General features: G+C 74.3%; 11 protein-coding genes. 3 read left to right on the forward strand and 8 right to left on the reverse strand.

All coding sequences use genetic code 11. The annotated features are described in order from the left end of the window. Positions 1–43: 43 nt before the first annotated feature. From ASG05_RS09215 to ASG05_RS09240, 6 genes are all read right to left on the reverse strand, one after another. Positions 44–1225: an alcohol dehydrogenase catalytic domain-containing protein gene (locus tag ASG05_RS09215; RefSeq protein ID WP_235491451.1), complete on the reverse strand. Its 1182-nt coding sequence runs from the start codon at positions 1223–1225 to the stop codon at positions 44–46. Further along, positions 1222–1995 (reverse strand): HAD family hydrolase, encoded by a 774-nt coding sequence (locus ASG05_RS09220; protein ID WP_056259997.1) that lies wholly within the window; start codon positions 1993–1995, stop codon positions 1222–1224. Before ASG05_RS09220 ends, ASG05_RS09215 begins: the two co-directional genes overlap by 4 nt. Further along, a complete protein-coding gene (locus ASG05_RS09225) occupies positions 1992–3374 on the reverse strand; it encodes a TIGR03364 family FAD-dependent oxidoreductase (RefSeq protein ID WP_082486586.1) in 1383 nt (460 codons plus the stop codon). Before ASG05_RS09225 ends, ASG05_RS09220 begins: the two co-directional genes overlap by 4 nt. Continuing rightward, positions 3371–5167: a phosphonate ABC transporter, permease protein PhnE gene (gene phnE, locus ASG05_RS09230; RefSeq protein ID WP_056259999.1), complete on the reverse strand. Its 1797-nt coding sequence runs from the start codon at positions 5165–5167 to the stop codon at positions 3371–3373. The genes ASG05_RS09225 and phnE overlap by 4 nt, the downstream gene beginning before the upstream one ends. Further along, on the reverse strand, positions 5164–6114 hold the full coding sequence (gene phnC, locus ASG05_RS09235; protein WP_082486587.1) for a phosphonate ABC transporter ATP-binding protein: 951 nt from the start codon (positions 6112–6114) through the stop codon (positions 5164–5166). Before phnC ends, phnE begins: the two co-directional genes overlap by 4 nt. Positions 6115–6223: 109 nt before the next feature. Next, positions 6224–7150, reverse strand: a complete 927-nt coding sequence (locus ASG05_RS09240; RefSeq protein ID WP_056260001.1) for a phosphate/phosphite/phosphonate ABC transporter substrate-binding protein — start codon at positions 7148–7150, stop codon at positions 6224–6226. A 237-nt stretch (positions 7151–7387) separates the two neighbouring features. Here ASG05_RS09240 and ASG05_RS09245 point away from each other — a divergent pair, with 237 nt between their 5' ends. Next, entirely contained in the window at positions 7388–7735 is a 348-nt protein-coding gene (locus tag ASG05_RS09245) for a hypothetical protein (protein ID WP_056260003.1), read from the forward strand. A gap of 19 nt (positions 7736–7754) precedes the next feature. On the opposite strand, the gene ASG05_RS09250 is transcribed toward ASG05_RS09245, so the two are convergent. Together ASG05_RS09250 and ASG05_RS09255 are read right to left on the reverse strand one after the other, a co-directional pair. Continuing rightward, positions 7755–8663 carry an EamA family transporter gene (locus ASG05_RS09250; RefSeq protein WP_056260786.1) on the reverse strand — a complete coding sequence of 303 codons (909 nt, stop codon included), beginning with the start codon at positions 8661–8663 and terminating at the stop codon, positions 7755–7757. A 438-nt stretch (positions 8664–9101) separates the two neighbouring features. Continuing rightward, positions 9102–10148 carry an NAD(P)-dependent alcohol dehydrogenase gene (locus ASG05_RS09255; protein ID WP_056260005.1) on the reverse strand — a complete coding sequence of 349 codons (1047 nt, stop codon included), beginning with the start codon at positions 10146–10148 and terminating at the stop codon, positions 9102–9104. Between the two features lie 372 nt (positions 10149–10520). Here ASG05_RS09255 and ASG05_RS09260 point away from each other — a divergent pair, with 372 nt between their 5' ends. Further along, the gene (locus ASG05_RS09260) at positions 10521–10877 is read left to right on the forward strand and encodes a VOC family protein (protein WP_056260007.1); all 357 of its coding nucleotides are present in this window, start codon (positions 10521–10523) and stop codon (positions 10875–10877) included. 282 nt (positions 10878–11159) lie between these two features. After that, complete coding sequence (locus ASG05_RS09265) at positions 11160–12287, forward strand: helix-turn-helix domain-containing protein (RefSeq protein WP_056260009.1); 1128 nt, start codon at positions 11160–11162, stop codon at positions 12285–12287. Positions 12288–12371: the final 84 nt, after the last annotated feature.

Raw genomic sequence — 12371 nt, forward strand, 5'->3', positions numbered from 1 at the left:
CGGGAGGCGCGGTGCGGCCCCCGCAGACCGCCCCGGCCCCCGGTCACTCCGGTCGGACCCCCACCCGCACCGAGCCGCCGGCCGCGGCCGACACGATGCCCGCGTCGAGGTCGCGGAGCGCGACGACCTCGCCGACGAGGGCCTCGAGCGGCCAGGCCCCGTGGCGCCGCTCGACGAAACGGGCCGCCGTGACGAGGTGCCGCGGCGCGTAGTTGTGCACGCCCCGGACGGTCACGAGCCGCCGCACGAGTGCCTCGGCGTCGAGTGGCACCGCCGGTGCCGGGAACACGCTGCCGACGAGCACGGCCACGCCGCCGACACCGAGCTCGGCGAGCGCCGAGGCCACGGCGTGCGGCGACCCCGAGGCCTCGACGGCGACGAGCGGCGGGCCGCCCGCGGCGGCGAACGCGGTGGCGAGGCCGGCGTCCGACCCGGGCTCGGCCGTGGGGTCGGCCGTCGCGACCGCTCCGAAGCGGGTGGCGAGTCGTCGGCGAGCGGGGTCGGGGTCGACGACGACCACCCGGGCCCCGGCGTCGGTGGCCAGGGAGGTCGCGGTGAGGCCGATCAGGCCGGCTCCCGTCACGAGCACCACGGCACCGTCGAGCGGCACGATGGTCGACGCGGCGTCGAGTGCGGCGACGGCGGTCGCCGTGCCGCACGAGACCGGGGCGAGCAGCTCGGCGGGCAGGTCGGCGTCGACCGGCACGACCGCCGTGCCCGCCCGCACGTGGACGTGCGTGGCGAAGCCGCCGCTGAGCTCCCAGCCGGTGACGAGTCGTTCGTGGCCGTACTTCCGCACCGTCCCGCACTTCTGCGGCAGATCTCGCAGGCAGGTCGCACAGGCGCCGCACGAGACGGTCAACGACCAGACGACGCGCTGGCCGACGGCGAGCGGCGTCCCGTCGACGGCCAGCGCGTCGGGGCCGAGGGCGACCACGCGGCCGACCTGCTCGTGGCCCAGCACGAGCGGGGCCGGCGCGCCACGGTCGCCGCGGGTGGTGTGGACGTCCGATCCGCAGACGGTCGCCAGCTCGACCTCGACGAGCAGGTCACCGGGCGCGAGGACGACCGAGGGCACCGCGACGGCCTCGTGCGGGCGCCCGGGCTCGAGCCACACCATGGCCGTCGGGGCCGGGTCGAGGCGCCGGGCCGAGGCGGCCGGGGCGTCCGTCGGGGAGGCGACCCGCGCCTCCTGGTCCGCGGGCCGCGGCAGGGCGGTCGTCACGCGACCGCGACCTGCGAGACCCCGACGACCGACGCGTCGGCTGCCGAGACGCCGACGACCGACGCGAAGGCCGGCAGGCCCACGAGGTCGCGGACGCCGTCGAGCACGACGTCGGCCCCGGCGGCGAACAGCTGCTCGCGGGTGTGCGCGCCGGTGGTGACGCCGACGACGAGGCCCGCCCCCGCCGACCGGCCCGAGAGCACGTCGCTCACGGTGTCGCCGACGACGGCGACCGCGGCGACCGACGAGGCCCGCGTGCGCAGCAGGGCGGTCAGCACGAGGTCGGGGGCCGGGCGTCCACGGCCGGCGTCGACCGGAGAGAGGGCGGCGTCGACGGTCCACCCCAGCGAGTCGAGCAGGCGGTCGCGCGTGACGGGCGAGAAGCCCGTGGTCAGCACGACCGAGACCCCGGAGGCGCGAAGGGCGTCGATCACGCCGCCCGCGCCCTCGATCGGCTCGACCCCCGACTCGTCGACGAGTTCGCCGTAGGCGACCTCGAACTGCTCGTTCGCGCGCTGCGCGAGCTGCTCGTCGCCTCCGGTCAGGTGCCGGAACACCTCGATCTTCGACCGGCCCATCGTGTCGCGGACGTACTGCAGCGCCTCGTCACGGGTGAGGGTCGGGCCGAGGTCGACGCGGTCGGCGACGCGGGCGAAGGCCTGCTCGACGACCCCGTCGTCCACGACGGTGGTGCCGGCCATGTCGAGCACGACGAGCTCGATCGGGGTCGCCGGGTCGGGCGTGGGGACGGTCGTGGTCGTGGTGGTCATGCGCTGAGGCTCTCTGTGAGGGGCGAGGTGGCGGGCGAGGTGACGGGCGGGGCGGGGGACGAGATGGGTCTCGGCGGGGGCGTCGCGGGGAGGGCCGAGCTGGCGGCCGACGTGGCGGTCGAGGTGGCGGCCGGGCCGTCGAGCGCGCGGTCGCGGCCGCCGTCGAGGTGGGTGCCGACGACGTGCTCGGCGAGCCCGAGGCCGGTCGTCATGCCGATGCCGGTCGAGACGACCGTGACGAGCACGCCGGGGGCGACCTCGTCGACGACGAACTCGTCGCGGCCCGAGGCGTACACGCCCTGCCACCGTTCGGTCACGACCGGCTCGGCACCGAAGAGCGCCCGGAACTCGGCGAGGAACGCGTCGGCGACGCGCTCGTCCTGGAACGGGGCGATCGCCGGTCCCTTCTGGTGGCTGTCGCCGACGATCACCGAGCCGTCGGGCAGCTGCGTGTACATCTGGTTGAGGTCCATGGCGGCGAGGTCGGGCCGCTCGGCGTGCAGCCGCGACCGGACCGTGTCGGCCGCGGCCGTGCCGGCGAAGGCGCTGTAGCGGATCAGCGACCAGCCGGTCAGCAGGGGCGCCGTGAGCGGCCGCGGCAGGTCGGCCCGCACCCGCAGCATGTCGAGGCCGCAGCGCTCGAGGGCGTGCCGGTCGGCGAGGTCGGGCAGCAGCTGGTCGAGGTCGTGGTTGGTCGCGACGACGACCGTCCCGGCCTCGATCGGGCCGCGACTCGTCTCGACCCGCCCCGACGAGACCGACCCCACGGAGGTGCGGGTCGCGAAGTGCACCCCCCGCGTCTCGAGGTGCCGGCGGATCGCATCGGCGGCCCGGCGGGGGTCGACCTGCAGGTCGTACGGCAGCAGGGCGCCACCCACGACCGTGCCGGGGGCGACCGGGGCCAGGGAGGCCAGCGCGGCGGCGTCGAGCCGCTCGATCTCGGGGCGGTCGCCGAGCACCCGGTCGGTGCGGGCGAGGGCCAGCTCGTCGAGCAGGGCGAGCTCGTCGGCGCGCCGGGCGGCGACGAGCGTGCCGCGCTGCGACAGCCAGAAGCCGGCGTCGCGGGCCAGCCGCAGCCAGAGCTCGCGGGCGGTGAGGGCGTGGCGGCGGGCCTCGCCGCTCTGCGGGGTCAGGCACAGGTGGCCGAAGTTGCGCACCGTCGACCCGCCGATCACCGACGAGCGGTCGACCACCAGCACCGAGAGCCCCCGGTCGACGGCCGCGAGCGCGGCCCCCAGGCCGACGATGCCCGACCCGACCACGACGACGTCGTGCGGCGCGGCGGCGGCGTGCGGTGCCGCGGCGTGCGGTGCCGCGGCGTGCGGTGCCGCGGCGTGCCCGGCCGGCACGGGCCGGCCGGCATCGTGTGTCGTCGTCATCGGAAGACCCTCCGCATCCAGATCGCGAGCCCCTCGACGGCCAGCACCGTGACGAGGATCATCAGCACGATGGCCGTGACCGTCCCGTAGTTCGAGCCCTGGCTGGCGTTGAGCAGGTAGTAGCCGACTCCCCCGGCCCCGACGATGCCGAGCAGCGTCGCGGCGCGCAGGTTGGTGTCGAGCATGTAGAAGGTGTGGCCGATCAGGGCGCGGGTGCCCTGCGGCAGGGTCGCCCCGGCGTAGACCTGCACGCGGCTGGCCCCGGTCGCCGAGAGGGCGCGCTCGGGGCCCGGCGAGACCTCCTCGAACGAGTCGGCGAGCAGCTTGCCGAGCAGCCCGACGCCGCCCAGGGCGAGAGCGAGGGTGCCGGCCTGGGTGCCGAGCCCGGTCACGACGATCAGCACGATGGCGAGGATCACCTCGGGCACGCCACGGATGCCGACCAGCAGCAGGCGCATGCCGCTGCGCACCCCGCGGCTCGGGGCGACGTTGCGGGCCGCGAGCGATCCGATCACGATCGAGGCGACGAGGGTCAGCACGGTCGCGGCGAGCGCGACGGCGATCGTCTCGCCCAGGGCGGCGACCATCGTCGACGCCTCGTAGCTGCCGAACGACGGCGGCCAGAACTGCGTGGCGACGGCGGGCACCTTCGCCCAGACGGTGACGAGGTCCGACCAGGCGACGTCGCAGACGACGACGCTCGCGACCACCACGGCGACGGTGAGCCAGCCCCACGAGACGTTGCGCCGACGGGTGCGGTCCCACGGGCGGCGGAGGGCCGCCTCGACGCGGGAGGCGCGGGTCGCGTCGGGCGACGCGGTCGCGCCCCGGGCGCCGGTGGGCCGTGTGGCGGGGCCGACCGCCTCGGGACGCGAGGTGGCGGCGAGACCGGCACCGCGCCTCCTTGTGGCCCGGCGGACGACGCGGTCGCCGAGGCCGCGACCGGTCGGAGCGACGCCGAGCATGGCGGCGCGGACGCTGCTCGAGACGACCTCCATCACGACGCAGAGCACGAAGATGACGAGCGCGTAGCCGAGCCCGAGGCCGTAGTCGAGCGACTTGAAGGCGAACGACATCTCCATGCCGAGGCCGACCACGCCGACGTAGCCGAGGATCACGCTGCCGCGCAGGTTGATGTCGTTGCGGTGCAGCACGGTCGCGACCCACGAGGGCAGCACCTGCGGCAACACGCCCGCCGTGAACTGCTGCAGCCGGGTGCCTCCGGCGGCGCGGATCGCGGTGCGCGGGCCCTCGTCGATCTGCTCGATCGCGTCGGCGAACAGCTTCGAGATCATGCCGACCGAGTGCAGGCCGATGGCGAGGATGCCCGGCAGCGTGCCGAGCGAGAACAGCAGCACGAAGACCATGGCGAGCACGACGTCGGGCACGGCCCGGGCGAGCACGGTGACGAAGCGGGCGCCGGCACGCCAGGCCGGGCCGGGGGTCGTGTTCGAGGCGGCCAGCACGGCGACCGGCACCGACAGCACGGCGGCGAGCAGGGTGCCGCAGACGACGAGCCCGAGCGTGAGGGCGGTCAGCTGCAGCAGCTCGCCCGCGGGCGGGAACTCGATCGCGCCCACCCGGCCGAAGAACCGTTCGGCGTTGGACCAGCTCTGCAGCATGCGGGCGGGGTCGACGTCGACGCTCCGCAGGGCGACGAGGCTCACGATCAGCAGGGCCAGCAGCGTGAGGCCGGCCGCGACGCGCTCGGGCGAGACCCGGCGTCGAGGAGGCGCGGTGACGGGGGCTAGCACGCGCTCGCTCGTCCGCGGGCGCTCGGTGACGGCGGTCATCGGACGGCGTCCCCGGAGACCGACGACGCGCCTCCTGCCGGTGCCGCGCCGCTCGCCGGGGCCGCTGCCCCGACGGTCCGCGCCGCACCCGCCGCGCCCGCCGCACCCGGCGCACCCGCCGCACCCGCCGCGCCCGCCGCGCTCAGCTCGAGCTCGATGGCCTCGAACTGGTCGGTGCTCGTGGCGACGCGGCCGTAGATCTCCATCACCTGGGCCTTGCCGAGCCCCTCGGTCTCGGTGTCGAGCACGACCTGACCGTGGCGGAGGCCGACGATGCGGTCCGCCCACGAGAGGGCGAGGTCGACCTGGTGCAGGCTGCAGATGACGGTGAGCCCCTCGTCGGCGGCGATCTCGCGGATCAGCGCCATCACCTGGTCGCTCGACTCGGGGTCGAGCGAGGCGACCGGCTCGTCGGCGAGCAGCACCTGCGGGCGCTGCATGAGGGCGCGGGCGATCGCGACGCGTTGCTGCTGACCGCCCGAGAGGGTGTCGGCCCGCTGGTAGGCGCGGTCGAGCAGGCCGACGCGCTCGAGCCGGGCCAGCGCCTCGACCTTGGCCGGCCGCCCGTACGACCAGAGCCCGAGCCGGGGCCCGCGGACGCTCGCGAGCGACCCGGTCAGCACGTTCTCGAGCACCGTCAGCGACGGCACGAGCTCGAACTGCTGGAAGATGAAGCCGACCTCACGGCGCAGCTGCCGCAGGGCCCGGCCGGTGAGGCCGGTGACCTCGCGGCCGAGCACCGTGACGCGGCCGTCGGTGGGCCGTTCGAGGCCGTCGACGTGCCGCAGCAGGGTGGACTTGCCCGAGCCCGAGAGCCCCAGCAGCACGACGACCTCGCCGCGGCGGACGTCGAGCGAGGCGCCGTCGAGCGCGACGGTGTCGCCGAAGCGCTTGGTGATGCCGGCGAGCGAGACGACGGTCTCGGCGGGGGCGGTGTGCGGGTTCATGTTCGTCTCCGGTTCGTTCTGCTCGGACCCCGGGAAGTCGCCGAGACCCCCACGCGCGCGGGAGGGTCTGGGCGAGTTCCTGGGGTGTGGAGCGGCTACGTCGTGCGGGTCAGGCCTGGCACTGCGAGGCGTCGGTCTTCTCGCAGATGTCGCGGATCTGGTCGTAGTACGCGTCGTCGACCGGCGTGGTCTGGAAGAACACGGCACGGAACCCGTCGCTGTCGGCACCGTCGATGCCGGCGGCGGCGATCTGGTCGGCGGTGACGTTCGAGAGGATGTCCTTCAGCTGCGCCTTGACGTCGTCGGGCAGCGAGTCCGACTCGACGATCGGGGCGCCGGGCACCATCTGCTGGTCGATCACGTCGACGGCGTCGCTCTTGGCGACCTCGCTGTCCTCGGCGAAGCCGGCGTCGCACTCGGTGCCCTCGCCGACCTTCTGCACGCTGACGTCGTGCTTGCCGGCGAAGACCGGCGTGATGTCGTCCTCGGGGTCGATGCCGGCCTCGAGCAGTGCGTAGCTCGGGAACAGGTAGCCCGAGGTCGACGACGGGTCGACGAAGCAGATCTTCTTGCCCTTCATGTCGGCGATCGACGTGATGTCGCTGCCCTTCGGCACGATGGCCTGCGAGTAGTAGCCGGGCTCCTGGCCCTCGGCCGTCGTGATCGACGAGATCGGGGTCAGCTCGGCGCCGTTGTTCGTGGCCGTGACGTAGGTGAAGCCCGAGAACGACGCGACGTCGATCTGGCCGGCGATGCTCGCCTCGATGAGGGCCGCGTAGTCGGTGGACTCGTGGTACTCGACGGTCTTGCCGGTCTCTTCCGCGATGTAGTCCATCAGCGGCTGGTAGTTGGTCTCGGTGTCGACCGAGTCGGGCACGACACCGAAGACGAGGGTGCTGTCGTCGACCGCGTAGCCGTCCGACCCCGCGGCCGAGCCGGTGGCCGAGGAGGCGGGGGTCGAGCAGGCGGACAGCGTGACGGCGAGCAGGGCGGCGCCGACGAGGGCGGTCGCGGCGCGGGGGCGGCGGAGGGTCATGACGGCCTTTCGGGTGGGAGCAGGACGACACGATGGTGACACGCAGGTCGCCCACGTAGGAACCTAACTCCGGCCTCGTTCAGCGAAAGTTCATCTCTTGTCTGCCTAGGCGGCCGGGCCGGGCGGGCCGGTGTCGCCGTCCCGGGCGGACCGGGTGCAGGCCCGTGGCGCGTCCAGGCGGCGCGGTCTAACCTCAGACGACGACCCCGCCCTGCCCCGCGACGAAGGCATCCACCCATGCGACACGACGACGGCACCCCCGAACCGTCCGGCGACGACCTCGCGACCTGGTCGGACGAGGCCCACCGCGAACTCGAGCTGCTCGTCGCCCGCGATCGCGAGGTCGAGGCGGCCCGACGGCACGAGATCGAGCGCCGCGCCCTGGCCGAACAGGCCGAGCGGGCCGCGACCCTCGACCGGGAGCGTCGTCGGCGCGAGGCCGAGCTGCCGCCCGAGCTGCGCGACGCCGACGACTCGCCCTACGACGGCGGCCCTCGGCCGAGGCTCGTCATGGGGTCGTCGAAGGTGCTGGCGGCGGTGGCGCTGCTCGCCGCGATCGCCGTCGCGGTGACCGGGTTCCTGTAGGCCGACCCGCGCCTCCTCGTCAGAGCGCGAGCAGGGCGATGCCGCCGAGCACGACGACCGAGGCCGCGAGCCGCTTGACGAGCGACCCCTCGCGCAGCACGAGCGCCCCGAACACGGCGACCATGACCACGCTCGTCTCGCGGGCCGGGGCGACCAGTGCGACCGGTGCCGTCTGGATGGCCGTCAGCACGAGGATGTACGACAGCGGCGACAGCACGCCGAACGCCAACACGCGCGGCCAGTGCGCCCGGGCGACGGCCACGACCTCCCCGTGGCGTCGGCCGAGGGTCGCGCTGTAGAAGGCGATCTCGGCGAGCGTCACGCCGACCATGAACGACACGGGCGAGAGGCCCCAGGTGCGCAGGGCGTGGGCGTCCCAGATCGTGTAGCTCGCGATGGCGAGGCCGGTGAGCAGCCCCCAGGCGATGCCGGGGTCGAGGCGACGGCGCGACCGGCCCGGGGTCGGTTGGACGGCGTCCGGGAGGCGCGGCGACGGTGACGCGCTCGGGCGGCGGTCGATCAGCCCGGTCGCCACCACCCCCGCGACCACCACGGCGATGCCGACGACCGCCGTCGCCGAGAGCTGCTCGCCGAGCAGCAGGACGGCGAGGCCGGCGCTGACGGCGGGGCCGCTGCCGCGCGCCGTGGCGTAGACGGTCGACAGGGTGCCGACCGCGTAGCCGCGCTGCAGCACCGTCATGTAGACGACGTGCAGCACGGCCGAGACGCCCGCACCGACCGCGAGTCCGCCGACGCTCGCGCCGAGGCCGCCCGTGAACGGCACGACCGGCAGCCAGAGCACCGTGCTGGCGACGGCGCCCCACCAGAGGAAGGGTGCGCCGAGGCGGCTGACGCCGTGGGCGACGACGTTCCAGCCCGCGTGGCAGACGGCCGCGGCGAAGACGAGCAGGAGGGCGGTGGTGGACATGCGAGGACCCATCGGCCCGGCGCGGGGCGCGCCGAACGGGTCCTCCAGGCTTTTGTCCGTTCAGATGACGGCCCGGCGATGGCGCCCGACCGTGGCGCCGCTCGGACCAGTCGGGTCGTGGGACCCCGGAACCCTAGGCGCTGTCGAGGTGAGCCTAGGGGCGGCGGGTGTCCGGCGGGTGAACTCGCATCAGGACGTCGCCTCCGCCACGGTCCGGCCCGACACGGTCCGGCCCGACCCGGCCCGGCCCGACCCGGCCCGGCCCGGCCCGACCCGACCCGGCCCGCGCAGCACACCGCGCTTCGTGCACCGCACCGCGACTGGTCCGGGTGCGGTGCACGAAACGCGGTGTGGTGCGCCGGGGCCGGGGCCGACGCCGCGACACGACGAACGCCCCCGCACACTCGGTGCGGGGGCGTCCGGCGGAACGGGCTCGGATCAGGCGAAGGTCGCCGCGTCGATCACGAAGCGGTAGCGCACGTCAGACTTCAGGACGCGGTCGTAGGCCTCGTTGATCTGCTCGGCGTCGATCAGCTCGGTCTCGGGCACGATGCCGTGCTCGGCGCAGAAGTCGAGCATCTCCTGCGTCTCGCGGATGCCGCCGATGGCCGAGCCGGCCCAGCTGCGACGGGCGGGGATCAGCGCGAACGCGGGCACCTCGAGCGGCTCGGAGGGCGCACCGACGTTGACGAGCGTGCCGTCGACGGCGAGCAGGCCGAGGTAGGCGCCCATGTCGATCTTGGCCGAGACGGTGTTGACGATCAGGTCGAACGAGTTCGCCAGGTCGGTGAAGGTCTGCTCGTCGCTGGTCGCGTAGTGCGCCTTGGCGCCGAACCGCAGCGAGTCCTCTTTCTTCGAGGTGGTCTGCGACAGCACGGTGACGTCGGCGCCGAGGGCGGCGGCGATCTTGACGCCCATGTGGCCGAGGCCGCCCATGCCGACGATCGCGACCTTGGTGCCCTCGGTGACGCCCCAGTGGTGCAGCGGCGAGTACAGCGTGATGCCGGCGCAGAGCAGCGGGGCGACGGCGGCGTAGTCGAGCGACTCGGGGACGCGCAGCACGAAGTCCTCGGTGACGACGACGGCCTGCGAGTAGCCGCCCTGCGTGATGGTGCCGTCGATCGGGTCGACGCTCGTGTAGGTGCCGGTGTTGCCCTTGGCGCAGTACTGCTCGTCGCCGCGCTTGCAGTATTCGCACTCGCCGCACGAGTTGACCATGCAGCCGACGCCGACGCGGTCGCCGACCTTGTGCTTGGTCACCTCGGAGCCCACCTCGGCGACGGTGCCGACGATCTCGTGACCGACGACCTGCGGGTACTGGATCTCGCCCCACTCGCCGCGGACGGTGTGGATGTCGCTGTGGCAGATGCCGGCGTAGGCGATGTCGATCATGACGTCCTTGGGGCCGACGTCGCGACGCTCGACGGTCGTCTTGACGAGGGGCTCGGTGGCGGACGGTGCCGCGTAGGCGTTGACGGTGCGCATGGGTCTCCTGGGGGTGTGTTCGGTACGGGGATCGAGGGGCGGGTCGGAACGGTGCTCGACGACGAGCGCCCCCGACCTCGACGCTACGCCCCCGCGCCGACGGTGGGAGGCCCTGACAGGGCCCCCGAGGCGACACCGGGCACGAGGCGCGGCGCGACGGCCCGCAGGAGGCGCGGTGCGCGTCCGACCGGGACCGCGCCTCCTGCGGGTGGTCGCGTCCGTCGCCGCAGCCGTCGCGGCCGTCGCGGTCACCGTGAGACACGCATCCGGGTGGGAAAGTGCCCTGACTCGCGACACGGCTCGCGCGGTGGTCGGCGTAGCAAGGAGCCAGACGCAGCACCGGGTGGTCCGGTGCCGGACGAAGGAGTCGACATGGCAAGCGGAGTGGCAACAGTGTGGGTGCCCGTGACCGACATGGGGCGGGCGACGGCGTTCTACCGTGACGCGCTCGGCCTCACGGTGAAGAACGAGAGCGACGACTGGACCGAGATCGACGCGGACGGCCTGATGATCGGCCTCAACGGCCGCGAGGAGGCCTCGGCGTCGAGCGAGGGCGGAGCGGTCATCACGTTCCAGCCCGACGGCACCCTCGAGGACGCGTTGGCCGACCTGCAGTCGCGCAGCGCCGACGTGACCGGCGCGATCAGCGAGCACCCGTGGGGCCGCATCCTGCCCTTCAAGGACTCCGAGGGCAACGACCTGCAGTTCTACACGCCCCCGACCGACTGACGTCGCGGGCCCCGAGGAGGCGCGGTGTCGGTCCGACCGGCACCGCGCCTCCTCGGCGTGGTCGCGACCGCGGGGTCGCGGGGTCGCGTTGTGCCGCGGGGTACGCACCGGGTCGGCCGTCACGCGGACTGGGGTCGGGACTTCCGGCCGCCGGTCGGGCAGGGTGGTGACCGACCTCGTGTCCTGCGCATCTGTGACGAACGGCGACCCCGCCTCGTCCTGAAAGAGTGGCCTCGTCTCACCAACGTGCCGCGCCGGACGCGAGGAGGACGGGAGACCACCATGACCAGCACGTACACGACGCAGGGCCTCGACCCGACGACCTCACGCAGTCCGGCCGACCCGGCGCGCGGCGGGCACGAGCGCGACGACGCGCTCGACCTCGCGCGCGACCTCGACGCCGGCCTCGCCACCGGCCTCGCCGGGCCGACGCCCGTGCCGGCGCCCGTACCGCCGCTGCCCCCCATCGACGAGTTCCACCGCGACGCCTGGTCGGCCACCGACGTCGAGGAGGCGCGGGAGCAGCTCGAGGTGGCGCTCGGCGGCCGACGGTTCCGGGCGCGCCCGGGCGCGGAGCCGTTCTCGTTCCGCTTCGCGACCGCGGGCGACCGGCGGCTGAGCCTGCAGACCGGCACCTTCACCGGGCACCTGCAGGGCATCATCCCCTGGTCACGGGACTACGTCGTCTCGTGGTTCCCCACCGGCTCGGTGACGATCGACTACCCGAAGGGGCACCTCACGAGCGTCGGCGGCCGACCCTTCCTCACACCGACCGAGACCTCGTACTCGTTCGCGATGACCCCGCACCGGCACAGCATCGTGCAGCTCGACGCGGGGTTCCTCGAAGACGTCGCGGCCACCCGCCACGGCGGTCCGCCCCAGCGTGTCGACTTCGACCACGCGGCCGTCCCGGCCGACGACGCCCTCGCCGCCTGGCGCGGAGTCCTGGCCGAGGTGACGCCCGTCGTCGTCTCGCCCGAGACGGGTGCGTCCGACCGCCTGCTCGCGCAGACCGCGCTGGCCGAGGCGCTGCTCGACCTCTTCCCGTGGCGTCCGGTCGCCGTGCCCGCCGAGTTGCGGACCGAGCGCACGCGTCGGCTCCGGCTCGCGGCCGAGTACGTGCACGCGTACGTCGACCGCGCGATCAGCTCGAGCGACATCGCGGCCGCGGTCGACATGCACCCGCGCACCCTGCAGCAGCAGATGCAGGAGTACCTCGGCGCCAGCCCCACCCGCTTCGTCCGCGGCGTCCGCCTCGACCGGGTGCGGCTCGACCTGCTGCACGGCGACCCGCGCACCACGCTCGTGTCCGAGGTCGCGACGCGCTGGGGCTTCGTGCACCTCGGCCGCTTCTCGGCCGCCTACGTCGCCCGCTTCGGCGAGTACCCCCGCGACACCCTCGCCCGCTGACCGCCGCCGCAGCCGCAGCCGCAGCCGCGCACCCTGCGGCCACGGCTGCATCGCACCGCCACCTGAACGTTGCACCGCCGAATG

It is taken from the genome of Frigoribacterium sp. Leaf186, assembly GCF_001423905.1.
Taxonomy (GTDB): Bacteria; Actinomycetota; Actinomycetes; order Actinomycetales; family Microbacteriaceae; genus Frigoribacterium.

Bases quoted from the DNA above. Each gene is read 5' to 3' on its own strand.
- ASG05_RS09220 (WP_056259997.1), bottom strand. From the start codon at position 1,995: ATGACCACCACGACCACGACCGTCCCCACGCCCGACCCGGCGACCCCG.
- ASG05_RS09225 (WP_082486586.1), bottom strand. From the start codon at position 3,374: ATGACGACGACACACGATGCCGGCCGGCCCGTGCCGGCCGGGCACGCC.
- phnE (WP_056259999.1), bottom strand. From the start codon at position 5,167: ATGACCGCCGTCACCGAGCGCCCGCGGACGAGCGAGCGCGTGCTAGCC.
- phnC (WP_082486587.1), bottom strand. From the start codon at position 6,114: ATGAACCCGCACACCGCCCCCGCCGAGACCGTCGTCTCGCTCGCCGGC.
- ASG05_RS09240 (WP_056260001.1), bottom strand. From the start codon at position 7,150: ATGACCCTCCGCCGCCCCCGCGCCGCGACCGCCCTCGTCGGCGCCGCC.
- ASG05_RS09245 (WP_056260003.1), top strand. From the start codon at position 7,388: ATGCGACACGACGACGGCACCCCCGAACCGTCCGGCGACGACCTCGCG.
- ASG05_RS09250 (WP_056260786.1), bottom strand. From the start codon at position 8,663: ATGTCCACCACCGCCCTCCTGCTCGTCTTCGCCGCGGCCGTCTGCCAC.
- ASG05_RS09255 (WP_056260005.1), bottom strand. From the start codon at position 10,148: ATGCGCACCGTCAACGCCTACGCGGCACCGTCCGCCACCGAGCCCCTC.
- ASG05_RS09260 (WP_056260007.1), top strand. From the start codon at position 10,521: ATGGCAAGCGGAGTGGCAACAGTGTGGGTGCCCGTGACCGACATGGGG.
- ASG05_RS09265 (WP_056260009.1), top strand. From the start codon at position 11,160: ATGACCAGCACGTACACGACGCAGGGCCTCGACCCGACGACCTCACGC.